The organism is Bosea sp. 685, from assembly GCF_031884435.1.
In the GTDB taxonomy this organism is placed as follows: Bacteria; Pseudomonadota; Alphaproteobacteria; order Rhizobiales; family Beijerinckiaceae; genus Allobosea.
Genome location: NZ_CP134779.1, coordinates 2,841,306 through 2,858,045, shown reverse-complemented (window position 1 = coordinate 2,858,045; position 16,740 = coordinate 2,841,306). Strand labels below are relative to the sequence as shown.

General features: G+C 65.5%; 14 protein-coding genes. 5 read left to right on the top strand and 9 right to left on the bottom strand.

Going from position 1 to position 16,740, the window contains the following annotated elements:
- The first annotated feature begins 782 nt into the window (after window positions 1-782).
- Both RMR04_RS14920 and RMR04_RS14915 read left to right on the top strand, forming a co-directional pair.
- Window positions 783-1,301 carry a hypothetical protein gene (locus RMR04_RS14920; protein WP_311915374.1) on the top strand — a complete coding sequence of 173 codons (519 nt, stop codon included), beginning with the start codon at window positions 783-785 and terminating at the stop codon, window positions 1,299-1,301.
- Window positions 1,302-1,335: 34 nt separating this feature from the next.
- Window positions 1,336-1,746 carry an NADH:ubiquinone oxidoreductase subunit NDUFA12 gene (locus RMR04_RS14915; protein ID WP_311915373.1) on the top strand — a complete coding sequence of 137 codons (411 nt, stop codon included), beginning with the start codon at window positions 1,336-1,338 and terminating at the stop codon, window positions 1,744-1,746.
- A gap of 132 nt (window positions 1,747-1,878) precedes the next feature.
- On the opposite strand, the gene RMR04_RS14910 is transcribed toward RMR04_RS14915, so the two are convergent.
- Window positions 1,879-2,550, bottom strand: a complete 672-nt coding sequence (locus tag RMR04_RS14910; RefSeq protein ID WP_311915372.1) for a cysteine hydrolase — start codon at window positions 2,548-2,550, stop codon at window positions 1,879-1,881.
- 66 nt (window positions 2,551-2,616) lie between these two features.
- Entirely contained in the window at window positions 2,617-3,960 is a 1,344-nt protein-coding gene (locus RMR04_RS14905) for an Nramp family divalent metal transporter (RefSeq protein ID WP_311915371.1), read from the bottom strand.
- 269 nt (window positions 3,961-4,229) lie between these two features.
- Between RMR04_RS14905 and RMR04_RS14900 the strand changes: the two genes are divergently transcribed.
- Window positions 4,230-4,847, top strand: a complete 618-nt coding sequence (locus RMR04_RS14900; protein WP_311915370.1) for a DUF2155 domain-containing protein — start codon at window positions 4,230-4,232, stop codon at window positions 4,845-4,847.
- Window positions 4,848-4,909: 62 nt separating this feature from the next.
- On the opposite strand, the gene aat is transcribed toward RMR04_RS14900, so the two are convergent.
- The 5 genes from aat to RMR04_RS14875 all read right to left on the bottom strand — a co-directional run bounded on the left by aat (window position 4,910) and on the right by RMR04_RS14875 (window position 9,144).
- Entirely contained in the window at window positions 4,910-5,590 is a 681-nt protein-coding gene (gene aat, locus RMR04_RS14895) for a leucyl/phenylalanyl-tRNA--protein transferase (RefSeq protein ID WP_311915369.1), read from the bottom strand.
- 182 nt (window positions 5,591-5,772) lie between these two features.
- Entirely contained in the window at window positions 5,773-7,134 is a 1,362-nt protein-coding gene (accC, locus tag RMR04_RS14890; RefSeq protein WP_311915368.1) for an acetyl-CoA carboxylase biotin carboxylase subunit, read from the bottom strand.
- 44 nt (window positions 7,135-7,178) lie between these two features.
- Window positions 7,179-7,634 (bottom strand): acetyl-CoA carboxylase biotin carboxyl carrier protein, encoded by a 456-nt coding sequence (gene accB / locus RMR04_RS14885; protein ID WP_311915367.1) that lies wholly within the window; start codon window positions 7,632-7,634, stop codon window positions 7,179-7,181.
- Between the two features lie 78 nt (window positions 7,635-7,712).
- Window positions 7,713-8,171, bottom strand: a complete 459-nt coding sequence (aroQ, locus tag RMR04_RS14880) for a type II 3-dehydroquinate dehydratase (protein ID WP_069691500.1) — start codon at window positions 8,169-8,171, stop codon at window positions 7,713-7,715.
- 103 nt (window positions 8,172-8,274) lie between these two features.
- Window positions 8,275-9,144, bottom strand: coding sequence for a DsbA family protein (locus RMR04_RS14875; RefSeq protein WP_311915366.1), 870 nt, complete (start codon window positions 9,142-9,144; stop codon window positions 8,275-8,277).
- A 111-nt stretch (window positions 9,145-9,255) separates the two neighbouring features.
- Between RMR04_RS14875 and RMR04_RS14870 the strand changes: the two genes are divergently transcribed.
- A complete protein-coding gene (locus tag RMR04_RS14870) occupies window positions 9,256-10,446 on the top strand; it encodes a pyridoxal phosphate-dependent aminotransferase (protein WP_311915365.1) in 1,191 nt (396 codons plus the stop codon).
- 89 nt (window positions 10,447-10,535) lie between these two features.
- Window positions 10,536-12,827, top strand: a complete 2,292-nt coding sequence (locus RMR04_RS14865; RefSeq protein ID WP_311915364.1) for a mechanosensitive ion channel family protein — start codon at window positions 10,536-10,538, stop codon at window positions 12,825-12,827.
- Between the two features lie 80 nt (window positions 12,828-12,907).
- On the opposite strand, the gene RMR04_RS14860 is transcribed toward RMR04_RS14865, so the two are convergent.
- Window positions 12,908-13,339, bottom strand: coding sequence for a hypothetical protein (locus RMR04_RS14860; protein ID WP_311915363.1), 432 nt, complete (start codon window positions 13,337-13,339; stop codon window positions 12,908-12,910).
- Between the two features lie 58 nt (window positions 13,340-13,397).
- Window positions 13,398-16,199: an Rne/Rng family ribonuclease gene (locus RMR04_RS14855; protein ID WP_311915362.1), complete on the bottom strand. Its 2,802-nt coding sequence runs from the start codon at window positions 16,197-16,199 to the stop codon at window positions 13,398-13,400.
- Window positions 16,200-16,740 lie beyond the last annotated feature (541 nt).

The following is a 16,740-nucleotide window of genomic DNA, read 5'->3' as shown; positions in this document are numbered from 1 at the left end:
CGTCGCGGCGGCTATGTCCCGCCTTCGCTCGTCCGGTTGCGGCCAAAATAGTCCGCAAACAATCGCTCGCCGCCGCCGTTGCCGGCATGCCACGTGATGATCGCCTCGACCCTTCTGGAAACTCTTTTGCGGGTGTCGATTGGCGTTTCCGCCGGCCGTCACGCGACCGTCAAAATTTAGTCCCGAATGGGCCGCCTCGTCAAGGATTAGTGCGCATCAAACCCTGTGGACACGACATCTGGTAGGTATGTGTGAGTTATGGGGATAAGTTTCAAGGCCGCTGCTAAGCCTTGGGAATCGCGGGACGAATCCTCTCCGCAGTGCCAGCTTGCCACAGTCGCGCGCCGAAGAAACGCATCAAATGCGCGCTGTCATGGTTAACCCATGGTTAGCTGGGCGATCTTTCGACCACGGACGAAAGCGGCATCTGCAGCGGCGCGATCAAGTGCTTGAATCCATGCGGGCTTCGCGAAACCCGGGCGCTATGGGCGCGGTCTCGAATCAAGGCCGAATCGTGGCCGGGTATGCGGGTAGCTGCGAGACCTGCAGTGCAGGTCGCAAGCGGAACAGGATGCTGCGTCGAAAGGTGCAAGACAGAGGAGACTTGTTGCTGATCGCATTTGCACGGCTGTTGCCGAAGGATCGGTCACGGCTTGGCTGAGCGACGGCGCATCATGAAGGAGGGCTTTCCGCGGTCTACGGCATTGCAAGCGAAATTTAGCCCGGAATTAAAGCCCGCTAGATCATGAATGCGCGGTGTTATCCACATTGAGAGGTGACCGATGCGCCGCGCTGCTTTCCTTGCGACGATCCTAGGGTTGGGAAGTTGTACCGAACAGGAGCCGTTGGCGCCCGCCTTCGCCGGTGAGTGGGCAACGCTGAGGGCGGGATGCCGCACCTTGGGTCAGGGTCTTACCATCAATAAGACTGGGATTTCCGCCAATGGCACGGTCAACTTCGTGACATTCACCAGCACGATGGTTTCCGGGGGGACCGCGCATCTCAAGATGGAATTAAGCGCCGTCGCCCAGCAGATGGTTCGGTCGCAGCAGTCCAGCGGCGCAAGCCAGGGGCCTGATCCTCTCGATTATGAAGTCTCGGCGACCCTGATCGCTTCCACAACACGAATCACGCCGACAAATGTGATCTCCCGGAACAAGAAAACGCGCAGGATTGAAACCACGGATTCGCAGGTGCTCGACCTTCTGAGTCTGATACGCTGCAACGGTAAGGCTGAAGAGGAAATCGGCACCTGGGCCGAGGCAGCCAAGGCTAGACAGCGTGGCGCGCTATCGCCATAAGTCGCGCGAGCCCCGACCGACGTGGACGAGAGCAATGAAGCAGACCCTGCTCCAGATCTTCACCTGGTGGAACGGCCAGACCATCGGCACGCGCTTCCATACCTGGCGCTTCGGCGAGCGCGTCGGCGCCGACGAGTTCGGCAATGTCTATTACCGCACCAAGGGCGGGGTAAAGGACAAGGCGCTCGGCATCCAGCGTCGCTGGGTCGTCTATAACGGCGAAGCGGAAGCCTCCAAGATCCCGCCGGGCTGGAATGGCTGGCTGCATCACACCGTCGATGTCGCGCCCTCCGAGGAGCGCTACGAGCCGCGCGAGTGGCAAGAGCCGCATCAGCAGAACTGGACCGGCACGGCCCTGGCCTATCGTCCGCAGGGCTCGACGCTGACTGGTGGCCACCGCCCGCCGGCAACCGGCGACTACGAGGCCTGGACGCCAGGGCGCTGAGGCGCTGGCCGGGCAGGGCGCTTCGCGCCCTCGATCACGTCGCATCCGGACGCTTCCATCCGAATGCGAAAAACGTGATCGCTTTTAAAAGTTTGGAGCATTGCTCCTGCTCTCGCACTTAGATGAGAGACATCATCCGGCTCCAGCCGCGATCAATTCCAGAACCTCCGCTGTCGGCCTGACATCGCCGAAGCAGCGGTAGATCGTCGCCAGTGAAGCCTCGTGCAGGCCGTGGGCGTGGCCCGTATTCGCATCCGAGACCATGACGATGCGATAGCCCAGCTCCACAGCATCGCGAGCCGAAGATTCGCAGCAGATATTCGTGACCGTCCCGGCAATCAGCAGCGTGTCGAGCTTGCGCCGCTGCAATTGCGCGTGCAGGTCGCAACGCCCCGGGAAGAAGGCGCTGTAGCCCTGTTTCATGGCGTGGATGTCGCCGGGCTGCGGCGTGAGTTCGTGCCAGAGCCGCGAGCGTGGGTCTTCGCGCCGGGCGCCGTCCTGGAAATGGCGCAGGCGCTGCGGGCCATGGATCGCCGCCAGGACAGGGCTCTCCAGCGGCATCGGCGCTGCGGTGACCCATGCCACCGTGCCGCCGCGCTCTCGCAACGCTGCCGCCATCCGGTTGATCGGGCTGACGATCTCGCGGCAGGCTTCGTCATTCTCGACCGAGGCGCGCATCAGATCGATGACGACGAGCGCGGTCAGCGCCGGGTTCAGGCTCTCGAAGGCATGAAGACGCCCACGTCGGGACACGACCTTGGCGACGACCTTTTCGTCGATGCCGCTTGGATGGCGCAATGTCATCTGTCGTCCCGCGATCAGCCTCTAACGGAAGAGAGCCGATTCGCGGTCGCCAGACCAATCGTCGCGTCAGCTGCCGATGACGAAATCGAACAGCAGCTTGATGTTGAGCGCCGCGATCACGATCGCGATCAGCCAGGCGAAGATGGCAAGCCAGCGCGGAGCGACGAGCGCGCCCATCTTCGCCTTGTCTGCTGTGAACATCACCAGCGGGAAGACGGCGAAGGAAAGCTGCAGGCTGAGCACGACCTGGGTCAGGATCAGGAGTCGCGCCGTGCCGCTGTCGCCATACCAGATGGTCACGGCGGCGGCAGGTACGATGGCGATGGCGCGCGTGATCAGACGGCGCAGCCAGGGCGCCAGCTTGATTTTGAGGAACCCCTCCATGACGATCTGGCCGGCCAGCGTCGCAGTCACGGTCGAATTGATGCCGCAGCAGAGCAGGGCGATACCGAACAGGGTTGGTGCGATCGCCAACCCCAGCAGCGGGCCAATCAGCTTATGCGCCTCGCCGAGTTCGGCGACATCGGTCTGGCCGGTCTTGTTGAAGGTCGCCGCAGCCAGGATCAGGATCGCGGCATTGATCAGGAGCGCGAAGGTCAGTGCCACCGTCGAATCGATCGTGGCGTATTTCAGCGCCTGGCGCTTCTCGGGCAGGCTCTCGCCATAAGCGCGGGTCTGCACGATGCCCGAATGCAGATAGAGATTATGCGGCATCACCGTCGCGCCCAGGATGCCGAGCGCGAGATAGAGCATCTCGGGATTGGTGACGATCTGCGTCGTCGGCGCGAAGCCCCTGATCACCGCCCCCCAATCGGGATCGGCCAGCGCGATCTGGATGGTGAAGCAGATGGCGATGACGCCGAGCAGGGTGATGATCAACGCCTCGACCCAGCGGAAGCCGAGCCGCTGCAGGTACAGGATCAGGAAGACGTCGAGCGCCGTGATCAGGACGCCGATCTCGAGCGGGATACCGAAGATCAGGTTGAGCCCGATCGCGGTGCCGATTACCTCCGCGATATCGGTCGCGATGATGGCGATCTCGGCCATCGCCCAGAGTGTGAGCGCCACCGGCTTCGGGAAGGAATCGCGGCAGGCCTGCGCGAGATCGCGGCCCGAGCCGATGGCAAGCCGCGCGCAGAGCGCCTGCAGCACGACCGCCATGATGTTCGACAGCAGTGCGACGACAAGCAGGGTGTAGCCGAATTTGGAGCCGCCGGCGATCGACGTCGCCCAGTTGCCCGGATCCATGTAGCCAACGGCGACGAGATAGCCCGGGCCGACGAATGCGGCCGCGCGTCGCCAGCCTGGCTTGGAGCCTTGAACGTCGACCGAGCGATGCACGTCGGTGAGCGAGGCGTCGCCGCGATCCTGGCGCCAACCGGCGGGGGGCTTCCTGACGAAGGCGTCCATTGGGTATCACCTGCTCTTGCGAATTATTTGCAAGATACAGTTCTGCAAATTATTCGCAACAAGGAAAATCACGCTGCCGTGCGATGAGCACGCTGTCGTGTCATGGGAGTGTCCAGAAAGTCCGCAATCGGGGGAGGCCACTTCAGCCAGGCGCCCGTGACGATGAGGCATGGCTGGCGCGGAGACCGCAATCGCCCTTTTTCCGCTCGCTTTGCCATGGTAAGCCGCCAGCGCGCGGAGACCTCGCGCGACAGAGAATCGTTTTGAGCATGCCGTCCCGCAGCCTTTCCGTTCTGGCCCTTGCTACGCTTGTTTCGTTTGCGCTGGGCGGGCCCGCTGCGGCCGATCGCATCCGCAATCCGACTGCGGTCTTCGCCGGGCTAGACAAGATCACCGGGCGGATCATCTCCTTCGAGGTGGCGGTCGACGAGACGGTGCAGTTTGGCGCGTTGCAGATCACGCCGCGCGTCTGCTGGACGCGCCCGCCGACGGAAGCGCCGCAGACGACCTCCTTCACCGAGGTCGACGAGGTGACTTTCAACAACGAATACCGGCGCATCTTCACCGGCTGGATGTATGCGGCGAGCCCCGGCCTGCACGGCGTCGAGCATGCGATCTACGATGTCTGGCTGACCGACTGCAAAGGCGGAACGGAACTCGTCGTCGACCCCAAGGAGCCGGAGGCTCCGGTTCCCGAAGAGCCGCGTCGGCCGCGCACCGCTCCGGCCCGCGACGTCAACCAGGCGCCAAACGCGCCGGCGCCGGGCGGACGCATCGATGTGCAGCCGCCCCAGGGCGTGCCGGTCGCGCCGCGCCAGGCGCCGAGCCAGCGCTTCTTCCCGACCAACCCGGCCGGCCCTCGCGACCCCGCCGGCGGCAATCGCTGAGAGCGTTCGACATGCTCTGGCATGAGAGCTGAGGCTCTGTCAGCTTCCGGGAAGCTCGGGCCTCAGCCTGGAGCGAGTTCGGCCAGTGCCTGGGCCCCGTTGACGCCCACGCTTTTGGGCCAGGACCACCAATTGCCGGGTTTCGCGACAGCTCGTTCCAGCAGTCCCTGATAAGCCGAGCGCGGCACCTCCTGGGTGCCGAACTGGGCGAGATGCGTGGTCTGGAACTGTGCGTCGAGCAGGCTGTAGCCGCCGAGCCTGAGCCGCGCGACGAGATGGACGAGGGCTACCTTCGAGGCGTCGGTCTCGCGGTGGAACATGCTTTCGCCGAAGAAGGCGCCGCCAAGCGAGAGCCCGTAGAGCCCGCCAACGAGCCTGTTCTCGCGCCAGCATTCGACCGTGTGGACATGGCCGAGGCGGAACAATTCACCGAAGATCTCGCGGATGCGGCCATTGATCCAGGTCTCGGGCCGGTCGGGCTTGGGCTCGGCGCAGGCCGAGATGACATGATCGAAGGCGCTGTCGACCCTGATCTCGAAACGGTCGGAGCGGACGGTGCGGGCCAGGCGCGACGACAGATGAAAGGCGGCAAGCGGGATGACGCCGCGAATCTCGGGCTCGACCCAGAACAGATTAGGATCGTCGGCGCTCTCCGCCATCGGGAAGATGCCGGCTGTATAGGCGCGCAACATGATCTCAGGCGTGATCAGCGGCGAGCGGACGGGCACGGAGCGGGCCTTCATGGCGTGATGGGAGCGCGGGCCGCGCGGGGAGTCAAATCGGTCTCCGCGCTCCACAGCCCTCATCCTGAGGAGCAGCCATAGGCTGCGTCTCGAAGGATGCAGATGCTTACGGAGCCTTCTGAAGCATCCTTCGAGACGCCGCTGCGCGGCTCCTCAGGATGAGGGCTGTGGAGAACGGTGTCTTAGGCGCCGTCTTCGCCCATCCCGCCGGCTGCGAGGAATTTCTCCAGCCAGTGGATGTTGTAGTCGCCGTTCAGGATGTCGGGGTTGCGTACCAGCGTGCGGAACAGCGGCAGCGTGGTGTCGACGCCGTCGACGACGAATTCGTCGAGCGAGCGGCGCAGGCGCATCAGGCATTCGGCCCGGTTGCGACCATGCACGATCAGCTTGCCGACCAGCGAATCATAATGCGGCGGGATCGTGTAGCCCTGATAAGCGGCCGAATCGACACGCACGCCGAGGCCGCCCGGCGTATGAAACGACGTGATTTTACCCGGCGAGGGCCGGAAGGTCGCGGGATGTTCGGCGTTGACCCGGCATTCGATGGCGTGGCCCTCGATCACCACATCCTTCTGCATGATCGAGAGCGGGGCGCCGGCTGCGATCCGGATCTGCTCGTTGACGAGGTCGATGCCGGTGATCATCTCGGTGACGGGATGCTCGACCTGGATACGCGTGTTCATCTCGATGAAATAGAACTCGCCATCCTCATAGAGGAACTCGATCGTGCCGGCTCCGAGATAGCCGAGCTTGGCCATCGCATTGGCGCAGACCATGCCGATCTTGTCGCGTTCGCCAGCGTTCAGTGCGGGCGAGGGACCTTCCTCCCAGACCTTCTGGTGGCGGCGCTGCAGCGAGCAGTCGCGTTCGCCAAGATGGATGGCGTGGCCCTTGCCGTCGCCGAGCACCTGGATCTCGATATGGCGCGGCTTCTCCAGATATTTCTCGATATAGACGGCATCGTCGCCGAAATTGGCCTTTGCCTCGGTGCGGGCAGTCGAGAGCGCAACCGACATGTCATCGGGATTGCGCACGACCTTCATGCCTTTGCCGCCGCCGCCGGACGCCGCCTTGATGATGACGGGGAAGCCGATCTCGGCTGCGATCCGCAAGGCTTCGTCATCGTCGGTGACGCCGCCCTCGGAGCCCGGCACGCAGGGGATGCCGAGCGCCTTGGCCGTGCGCTTGGCCTCGATCTTGTCGCCCATGCTGCGGATATGCTCGGCCTTGGGGCCGATGAAGGTGATGTTGTGCCGGTCCAGGATCTCGGCGAAGCGGGCATTCTCGGAGAGGAAGCCGTAACCGGGATGGACGGCATCCGCGCCGGTGATCTCGCAAGCCGCGATCAAAGCGGGGATGTTGAGATAGCTCTCGCGCGCCGAGGGCGGGCCGATGCAGACGCTCTCGTCGGCGAGGCGCACATGCATGGCGTTGGCGTCGGCGGTGGAGTGCACCGCCACCGTGGCGATACCCAATTCCTTGGCGGCGCGCAGCACGCGCAGCGCGATCTCACCCCGGTTGGCGATCAGGATCTTGTCGAACATCTTGAAGCCCAAATCGGATCGGCCATCCTCGCTCGGGGCCCGGCTCACTCGATCACCAGCAGCGGCTCGCCATATTCGACCGGCTGTCCGTCCTCGACCAGAATCGCGACGACCTTGCCGGCGCGGGGGGCGACGATGTCGTTGAAGGTCTTCATCGCCTCGACCAGGAGGACGCGCTCGCCCGCCTTCACGATGCTGCCGACCTCGACGAAGGGCTTGGCCTCCGGCGAAGCGCGGCGATAGGCCGTGCCGACCATCGGCGAGGCGACCGCACCGGGATGGGCGGCGGACGGCTTGCCCTCGACCGGGGCTGCGGCGACGGGCGCTGCGACGGGCAGGGGCGCAGCGGAAGCGGGCACCTGCACCGTTGCCGTGATGGTGCGGGCCACGCGGACGCGCAGATCGCCCTTCTCGACTTCGATCTCGGTCAGATCGGTCTCGTTCAGGAGTTGCGCGAGTTCGCGCACAAGTTCGGGGTCGATCGGGCTCTTGGTCGCCATGGCGGTGTCACCGTCTTTGTCGTCTTGGCAGCGGAGCGCTGAGCGCGCTCACGCCATCCTGTGGAAGATACTGGCGGTTCAGGCCGCCGGTTTCGCGAGCCGCTTCTGCAGAAGCGGCACGATCGCGTCGAAAGCAAGATCGTAGCTTGCGACGCCGAAGCCGCAGATCACGCCGACGCAGACCGGCGCCATGTAGGAATGGTGCCGGAACTCCTCGCGGGCATGGACATTTGAGACATGCACCTCGATGGCCAGCGCCTCGGTGCCCTTGATCGCGTCGCGCAATGCGACCGAGGTATGGGTATAGGCGCCGGCATTGATGACGATGCCCGCACCAGCGAGGCCCGCTTGCTGGATGAAGCTGACGAGCTCGCCCTCGTAATTGGTCTGGCGGAAGGTCAGCTCGACGCCGGCCGCGAGCGCCTTGGCCTTCAGCCTCTCCTCGACGCCGGCCAGCGTCACCGCGCCATAGGTGGCGGGTTCGCGGGTGCCGAGCAGATTGAGATTGGGACCGTTGAGGACGTGGACGGCGACCATGGTGCGCGGTGATTCCAGCACCGCATGAAAGCGGCAGACGCCGCCCTCATAAACGCTGCGGACCGGCAGGGGAAGGGCGAAGCCCGACCAAAGTCGGCAGGGCTCAGCCGCTGCAGGTCGCCTTGCCGCATTTGCGGACGGCGTCGATCTTGGCCTTCAGCGCCGCCTGGCCGACTGCGCCGAAGACAACCTCGTCGCCGAGGATGAAGGCGGGCGTGCCGGTGAGGCCCAGACGATCGCCCAGAGCGACGGTGTCCTCGATCACGGCCTTGGTCGCCGAGGCGTCCATGTCCTTCTTCAGGCGCTCGATGTCGGCACCAGCATCCTTGGCGACCTCGAGCGCCTTGGCGCCGTTGACGCGTCCCTTGGTCGCCATCAATTTGTTGTGGAACTCGAAATATTTCGCGCCCTGGAGCTGATTCATGGCCGCGACCGCGACGCGGCTGGCCTCGACCGAATCCGGTCCGAGGATCGGGAAATCCTTGATCACGACCTTGAGCTTCGGGTCTTCCTTGGCAAGCGCGCGGACATCCTCCAGCGCCCTTTTGCAGAAGCCGCAATTGTAATCCATGAATTCGACGATGGTGACGTCGCCCTGCGGGTTGCCGACGATCGCCGAGGTGGCGGGATCGACGAGGCGGGCCTTCTCGGCCGTGACGGCGCTACGCTGCGCCTCAGCCTGGGCGACCGTGTTGCGGCGTTCGATCTCGACCAGCGCTTCCTGGACCAGTTCGGGGTTCTGCTGCAGCGTCTCGCGGATCAGATCGACCACGGCCTTGCGCTGCTCGGGGGTGAGAGCCGAGCTTTGCGCGCGGGCCGGCGCCATCGTCAGGCTGCCGGCAACCAGGAGCGCGGAGAGCGCGAGGCCGGCGCGGCGCAGCACCGCAAGGTCAAGGCGCAGAAGGAAGGGAAGCGCGATCATCGTCGTCCTTTCGGGCAGGCCGGCGCTGGCCGGCAGGGCATCTCGCCCCATCATGGTTTCGAAAAACCTTCAAAATTGCTTCTGGGCTCTTGCCGGGACTGCGTCAAATCACAGCTGTGACAGCGGTTGCGAGATGAGGGCTGCTCGGTTACGGCAACCGGCATGACCCAGCCAGCCCCTTCCAGCCTCCTTATCCCCGCGCTTGCCGCACGGGCCGAGCGCGTTTCGCCCTTCATCGTCATGGATGTGATGAACCAGGCCGCCGCCATCGAGCGGAATGGCGGTTCGGTGGTGCATATGGAGGTCGGGCAGCCTTCCGCGCCGACGCCGGCCTCGATCCGCGCGGCGGCCGGCCGCGCGCTGGAGCATGGCCGCATCGGATACACTCAGGCGCTCGGCACGGATTCGCTGAGGGAACGCATCGCCCGACATTATCAGGACAGCTATGGCGTCACCGTGGCGGCGCAGCGCGTCGTGGTGACGACGGGCTCCTCGGGCGGCTTCATCCTGGCCTTCCTGGCCTGTTTCCAGCCTGGCGCGCGCGTCGCCATCACTGCTCCGGGTTATCCGGCCTATCGCAACATCTTGATCGCGCTGGGGCTGGAGCCGGTCGCGATCGAGGTCGGGCCCGAGACCCGTTTCGCGCTGACGCCGGAGCTGATCGCAAGAGCCCATGCCCAGGCTCCGCTCGCCGGCGTGCTGACCATGAGCCCCGCCAATCCGACCGGTGTGGTGATGGCCCCCGACGCCATCGCAGCCGTAGCGGCGGAATGTCGTCGGCTCGGCCTCTGGTACATCTCCGACGAAATCTATCACGGGCTGACCTATGAGGCGCCGGCGACGACAGCGCTTGCCGCCGATCCCGACGCCATCATCGTCAACTCCTTCTCGAAATATTACTGCATGACCGGCTGGCGCGTCGGCTGGCTCGTGGTGCCCGAGCGGCTGGTGCGCACGATCGAGCGGTTGCAGCAGAATTTGTCGATCTCGGTGCCTTATCTCAGCCAGGTCGCAGGCGAGGCGGCTTTCGAGGCGACCGCGGAGTGCGAGGCGATCAAGGCCGGCTACGCTGCAAACCGCGCCTATCTGCTGAAGGCCCTGCCGGAGATCGGGCTGGGTGAGTTCCTGCCTGTCGACGGGGCCTTCTACATCTATCTCGACATCGGCAGATATTCGAACGATTCCATGGCCTTCTGCCGCGATGTTCTGAACCAGGCCGGCGTCGCGATCACGCCCGGGCTCGATTTCGACGAAAGCCGTGGAGCCCGTACGGTGCGGCTCTCCTTCGCTGGCTCGCTCACGGAATGCGAGCAGGCAGTCGAACGGATCGGGGCCTGGCTGAAGCGCGGCTGAGCGCAAAGCGGGCATAGTGAGCCCGGCGCTTGCCAAGAGCGGGGATTCCCGTGCAACTCGCGCTGTCCTTGGTGTTGGGAGCGGGTTCGATGCGACATTGCTTTGCGTCTTCGAGCAAGTCGGTCGCGTCCTGCACCCTGGCGCTGCTCTTGTTCGTGTTGGCCACTCTGGGTTTTGCGTCCGCGGGTTTCGCCCAGGCTCAAGGCGACGCGCAGGCTCAAGGCAACGCGAATGTCACGCTGACCCTGCGGGGCGACGAAACACCGGAGACGGTGCGCAAGCTGGTCGACGCCTTGTCGACCGGCGGCCACAAGGTCGAGATCAGAATCGCCGGCAAGGACCAGCCCATCCAGGCTGCGCCAGCGGCGGTCGCGAGCAACGCTGCCACGCCGCCGGCAAGCAGCAGCCCGGATCAGGGCGAAACACGGGTCGAGGCGTTCTGGGATCATTTCGTCGATGGGCTGACCCAAGGGGTGAGCGCGGTGCCGCGCCTGGCCGCGCTGCCGGACGCCTGGCGGAGCGCCTGGGCGCAGAACCGCAACGGTGCGAGCGGGCTTCCGGCCGGCTGGGGAATCGTCGCTGGCCTGGCGCTCGCGATCGCCGCGGCGGGGCTGTTCCGTTTCGCGACCGCAGGTTGGTTCGCGCGTCGGCTGCGGCCCAAAGGGCCTGAATTCACGCCGCGCCTGATCGCGTCGTCCTGGGGACTGTTCCAGGATCTGATGACGCTCACGGTCGGCCTGGCGGCGTTGCATGCCGCGCGCATGCTCTGGCTGCCCGAACCCGATCTTGCCGCGACGACCTTGCGTGTCATCGCCAACGGCGTCGTGATCGGGGCCGGACATCTGACCCTTGGACGTTTCCTGCTCTCTCCCGGCGTGCCGGAACGACGGATCATGCCGCTGCGGCGGGCCGACCGGCATTTCGGCCTGCTCGTCTTCTTCGGCATCGCCTCGCCGATCCTGCTAACGACCGCGGTCACAGGCCAGCACGCAGCCGGCCCCGGCCCGGTCGCGGGGCTGTTCACGCTGGGCGGCATTGCCGTGACGCTGTTCAAGGCCTGGTGGTTCATCGATGCGCGACACGATCTTGCGGCGCTCATCCTCGAATCATCGCATGAGCCGGGGCCAGGCCGGCGGATGATCGCAGCCGGGGCCGGCTGGCTCTATGCCACCTCGGCCGTGGCGATCTGGATGGTCGGCAACGCGGCGGCGATGATGGAGGGTGGAGCACGCTGGGCCGAGGCTGCCGGATTGACGCAGCTCATCATCGTGCTGGTGCCGATCCTCGCGGTCGGCATCACCAGCCTGATGGCCTGCCGGCAGGCGCATGCCGCCGCCCTGGGCGAGCGCGCGCCGCTTACGCTCGCGCTCGGCCATGCGGCGCGGGCAGCTGCCGGGGGCGTGATCTGGGTCGGCGGCTTCTATCTGCTGGCGCGGCTCTGGGGCGGCTTCCTCCTCGGCGTGAGCTCGACGGAATTCTCCGCCTTCTCGCAGCGGGTGGCGGGCGTCGCCATGCTCGCCTTCGCGGGCTGGGTCGCCCTCGTCTTCCTGCGGGGCTTCTTCGACGCCTATGCGCCCAAGCGCGGCGCGACGATGCCGGTCGATGAGGACGCCACGCATGAAGAGAGCATCCCATCGCGACTAGCCACCGTGCTGCCGGTACTGCGCGGCGTCGTGCTGGGCGCGGTCTTCGGCCTGACCGGGCTTGTCGTGCTGTCGCGGCTCGGCGTCGATATCGGCCCCTTGCTTGCCGGCTTCGGCATTCTGGGGCTCGCCATTTCCTTCGGTTCGCAGGCGCTGGTGCGCGACATCGTCTCCGGCTTCTTCTTCATGATCGAGGATGCTTTCCGCGTCGGCGAATATGTCGATACCGGGCGGCTCAAGGGCACGGTCGAGAAGATATCGCTGCGCTCGATGCAGTTGCGCCACCAGAGCGGGCAGATCCATACGGTGCCGTTCGGCCAGATTCCCTCCCTCACCAATGCCAGCCGCGACTGGGCGACGCTGAAGTTCAACGTTCGGCTCGATCACTCGGCGGATATCGAAAAGGCGCGCAAGGCGATCAAGAAAACGGGCCTGGCCCTGCTCGAAGATCCGGAATTCGCGCCGCATTTCATTGCGCCGCTCAAGATGCAGGGCGTTGCCGACATCACCGACAGTGCCATCGTCATCCGGTTGAAATTCACCGCCAAGCCGAACCAGGCCTCCTCGCTCCAGCGCGAGGCGTTGAAACGGGTCTATCGCGCGCTCAACGAGGCGGGGGTGCCCTTCGCCTCGAACGCCGTGACGGTGCGTGGCGGGGAGGCGACCTGGCAAGCCGGCGCAGCGGCGGCAATCAGCGCCGTGCCGCCGCCCAGCCCGCTCGCGCCGGCGGCGGGGTGATTTGCGCGTCGCCGGCGCGGGGAAAGCCAAGTTGAGCTGCGCCTGAGCTCAAAATGGCGCGTACTGAGCGGCCGGCCATTTCACCAAGGCCGCCCCTTCAAAAACAGACTCACAAAAATATCGCCAAGCTCAAAGAGGCCGATCGGCCCATTGGGCGCGGCTCCAGAAAACAGCAGCCCGAAACCGACTACAGTAAGAACAGCGCCCGCCGCCACGCCGACGCGTGCTGATGAAAGGAACGCCACATTTTCCGCCCGGCGACTCACTCGGTCGGTGTGAGGCTGCTCGCGCTCGGCACGCACCTGTCTGGCATAGAACTCCGGGTTCGATTGCGCGCCGACCGGTCCGTTGCCTTCAAGTTCGACCCTGACCGCAACGAACAGCACGAGAAGGCCAAGGATTCCGACGCCAAGCCCTCCGAGCGCTTGCCATCCCATCCAGGCCAAGCCGAGGAGCGCCACGATGCAGATCGCGGTCAGCACCTGTCTTTCGCGATTGCGGGGCGGCGGCATCACAAGCATCTCGCCTCATGAAAAAGGCCGCTGCGGTGTTCCGCAGCGGCCTTGTCATTCAGTTCCTGCCGGCCAGCTTGTTCCACCAGCCGCCGCGCTTGGGGCGGTCCGGGTCGGGCGGGGTCAGCACCACTGCGACCGGCTCCTCGACCACGCGAGGAACGGGGGCGGGCTCTGGTTCCGGAACAGGCGCGGCAGCGACCGGCTCTGCGGCGACGGGCTCAGCCGGCGCGGTTTCTGCGACGACCGGCGCTGCTTCACCGTCTTCGGTGATCGGCACGATCTTCTTGCGGGCGCGGCTGCGCTTGGGCTTCTCGGCCGGGGCGGCTTCAGCCTCGACCGTGACGGCCTCGGTCACCACCTCGGGAGCGTCCACGACCTTGGCGACCTCGACCCGAGCCTCAGTGTCAGCCAGAGTCTCGGCGTCAACTTTGGGCTTGCGTCCGCCACGGCGGCCGCGGCGCGGCTTGGCGTCCGCCTCGGCTTCCGGCTCTGCCGCCACTTCGGTCACGACCGGCTCGGGAGCCGCAGCGACGGTCTCGGTCTCCTGCGATTCGGTGGCGTTCTCATCGCCGTCCTCGTCGTCGTCCTGACCATCCTCATCGCCCTCGGCATCCGTGCCGCCGTCGAGGCGCACGCCATTGGCGTCGCGCTCGCCGCCACGCCGCCGCCGGCGACGACGCCTGCGCTTGCGGCCGCCTTCGCCGCGCGCTTCGCCATCGCCACGGTCCGGCTTGTCATCATTGGCGGCAGCAGTTGTCGTGGCCTCGCCTGCTTCGACGCCCTCGTCTTCGGCGCCGAGCGCCTCGGCTTCAGCGGCGGCGTCGAGCGCGTCATCGTCGATATCGGCGGGGATCGCCTCCGCCTTGAAGGAGGTCGGAACGATGCGGCCTTCATTGCCGACGAACTCGCCGCGCTCGACCTCGAAATAGCGCGTGCCGAGCAGGGTTGCGTCGACCGTAATGCTGATTGCGATGGCGAAGCGGGTTTCCAGATCGGTGAGATGGGCGCGCTTCTGATTCAGCACATAGAGCGCGACCTCCGGCCGGGTGCGGACGGTGAGGTTATGCGAAGCGCTCTTGATCAGGTTTTCCTCAAGCGCGCGCAGGATCTGCAGCGAGACGGAAGCCGCCGAGCGCATCATGCCGGCACCGGCGCAATGCGGGCAGGGCACGGACGAACTCTCGAGCACGCCGGTGCGAATGCGCTGGCGCGACATTTCAAGCAGGCCGAAGGCCGAGATGCGGCCGACCTGGATGCGGGCGCGGTCGTCCTTGAGGCAATCCTTCAGCTTCTTCTCGACAGCGCGGTTGTTGCGGTTCTCCTCCATGTCGATGAAATCGATCACGATGAGGCCGGCCAGGTCGCGCAGGCGGAGCTGGCGGGAGATCTCCTCCGCCGCTTCGAGATTGGTCTTGAGGGCGGTGTCCTCGATATTGTGCTCGCGGGTCGAACGCCCGGAGTTGATGTCGATGGCAACCAGCGCCTCGGTCTGGTTGATGACGATATAGCCGCCGGATTTCAGCGTCACATTGTTGGAGAACATCGCGTCGAGCTGGCTCTCGACGCCGAACCCGGCGAAGAGCGGCGTCTGCTCGCGATAGGCCTTCACGCTCTTGGCATGGCTCGGCATGAGCATGCGCATGAAGTCCTTGGCCTCGCGGTAGGCCTCTTCGCCGGCGACGTGAACCTCGTCGATGTCCTTGTTGTAGAGGTCGCGGATCGAGCGCTTTACGAGGTTGCCCTCCTCATAGACCAGCGCCGGCGCGACCGAGGCGAGCGTCAATTCGCGCACGCTCTCCCACATCCGCATCAGATATTCGTAGTCGCGCTTGATCTCGACCTTGGTGCGCGAGGCGCCGGCGGTGCGCAGGATGATGCCCATCCCCTCGGGCACCTCGAGTTCGGAGGCAACCTCCTTCAGGCGCTTGCGATCCTCGGTATTGGTGATCTTGCGCGAGATGCCGCCGCCCTTGCCGGTATTGGGCATGAGCACCGAGTAACGGCCGGCGAGCGAGAGATAGGTAGTGAGTGCCGCGCCCTTGTTGCCGCGCTCTTCCTTGACGACCTGGACCAGGATGATCTGGCGGCGCTTGATCACCTCCTGGATCTTGTACTGGCGGCGATGATGGCGCTGGGGCCGCTCGGAGATGTCGTCGAGCGCGTCGCCGCCACCGAGCTGCTCGGGCTCCTCATGCTCGCCGTCTTCGTGAGCGTGGTCTTCGCCGTCCTCTTCGTCCTCGGCCGGCTTGCGGGCCTCTTCGCCTTCCGGCGCGGCTTCGTCCGTGGCGAGGGCCTCGACCGTTTCCGTCTCGAAGGTCAGCGAGGGTGCGTTCTCGACGGCTTCCTCGGTCGCGGATTCGGTGATTGACGGTGCGAATTCCTCGCCGAAGGCAGGCCCGCCTTCATTGACCATCGCGGCGCCCTTGCCGTCGGCCTCGATCTCGGAGGTGACGGTCTCGTCATGGGACGCCTTCTTGGCGCGCCCGTCGCGGTCGCCTCGGCGGCCACGGTCGCGACGACCGCCGCCGCGCTTTTCGCGCTTCTCCTCATCGCGCTCTTCCTCACGGTCGGCGCGCGCCTCTTCGGCGATCAGCGCCTGACGGTCGGCGACCGGGATCTGGTAGTAATCCGGGTGAATTTCGGAGAAGGCAAGGAAGCCATGGCGGTTGCCGCCGTACTCGACGAAGGCGGCCTGGAGCGAGGGCTCCACGCGCGTCACCTTCGCCAGATAGATGTTGCCCCGCAGCGGTTTGCGGCTGGCGGATTCGAAATCAAATTCCTCGACGCGGGATCCGCGAACCACCACGACCCGGGTCTCCTCCGGGTGGGTGGCGTCGATGAGCATCTTGTTGGCCATATGAATTTTCCATGGGCGCGGCCGCCATCAAAACCCGCCGGGCTGCGGATGAGAATCCGCTGCCGCGGGCAGGGGCGCCGCGTGAAGGCCGGCGAAAGCCGGCATGTTGCAGGAGCAAAAGCCGGCGCAAGCCGGCGTCTGGGACGGGGAAGTGTTCGATCGAGACAGGATAGCGGCTCGGGAAACCTGGCCGGGCAAACGCCCCGGCACAGTCCCGCAGGTATGGACGAATCACCGATGAAAAATGCGGCGTCGTATGCCCCGACATCTGTCCTGACCTGCGACGCACTCGCCTAAAGACGAAGCACGCCGCGTTTGCACGCTCGCGAGACCTAGCCAGGCGCCGAACTTTCGTGGCTGACGCCGGCCGTCCGCGGACGATCCGTTGGCGGTTGCGCTGCTGCGGCCGAACCCGGAAGGGTCGGCCGCCTTAAACCTGACCCCGGACGCCGACGGATCCTCGGATCCGGATGCGCACCATGGGCGGCTTCGCAATGCAACCATCCCCATTACAGACAGGTGACAGTGATTTGCAAGTCAC

What these genes read in the sequence shown, in the direction of transcription:
- RMR04_RS14910 (WP_311915372.1), bottom strand. Translation starts at nt 2,550, where the DNA reads ATGACATTGCGCCATCCAAGCGGCATCGACGAAAAGGTCGTCGCCAAG.
- accC (WP_311915368.1), bottom strand. Translation starts at nt 7,134, where the DNA reads ATGTTCGACAAGATCCTGATCGCCAACCGGGGTGAGATCGCGCTGCGC.
- RMR04_RS14860 (WP_311915363.1), bottom strand. Translation starts at nt 13,339, where the DNA reads ATGCCGCCGCCCCGCAATCGCGAAAGACAGGTGCTGACCGCGATCTGC.
- RMR04_RS14920 (WP_311915374.1), top strand. Translation starts at nt 783, where the DNA reads ATGCGCCGCGCTGCTTTCCTTGCGACGATCCTAGGGTTGGGAAGTTGT.
- accB (WP_311915367.1), bottom strand. Translation starts at nt 7,634, where the DNA reads ATGGCGACCAAGAGCCCGATCGACCCCGAACTTGTGCGCGAACTCGCG.
- RMR04_RS14915 (WP_311915373.1), top strand. Translation starts at nt 1,336, where the DNA reads ATGAAGCAGACCCTGCTCCAGATCTTCACCTGGTGGAACGGCCAGACC.
- RMR04_RS14905 (WP_311915371.1), bottom strand. Translation starts at nt 3,960, where the DNA reads ATGGACGCCTTCGTCAGGAAGCCCCCCGCCGGTTGGCGCCAGGATCGC.
- RMR04_RS14855 (WP_311915362.1), bottom strand. Translation starts at nt 16,199, where the DNA reads ATGGCCAACAAGATGCTCATCGACGCCACCCACCCGGAGGAGACCCGG.
- RMR04_RS14870 (WP_311915365.1), top strand. Translation starts at nt 9,256, where the DNA reads ATGACCCAGCCAGCCCCTTCCAGCCTCCTTATCCCCGCGCTTGCCGCA.
- aroQ (WP_069691500.1), bottom strand. Translation starts at nt 8,171, where the DNA reads ATGGTCGCCGTCCACGTCCTCAACGGTCCCAATCTCAATCTGCTCGGC.
- aat (WP_311915369.1), bottom strand. Translation starts at nt 5,590, where the DNA reads ATGAAGGCCCGCTCCGTGCCCGTCCGCTCGCCGCTGATCACGCCTGAG.
- RMR04_RS14900 (WP_311915370.1), top strand. Translation starts at nt 4,230, where the DNA reads ATGCCGTCCCGCAGCCTTTCCGTTCTGGCCCTTGCTACGCTTGTTTCG.
- RMR04_RS14865 (WP_311915364.1), top strand. Translation starts at nt 10,536, where the DNA reads ATGCGACATTGCTTTGCGTCTTCGAGCAAGTCGGTCGCGTCCTGCACC.
- RMR04_RS14875 (WP_311915366.1), bottom strand. Translation starts at nt 9,144, where the DNA reads ATGGGGCGAGATGCCCTGCCGGCCAGCGCCGGCCTGCCCGAAAGGACG.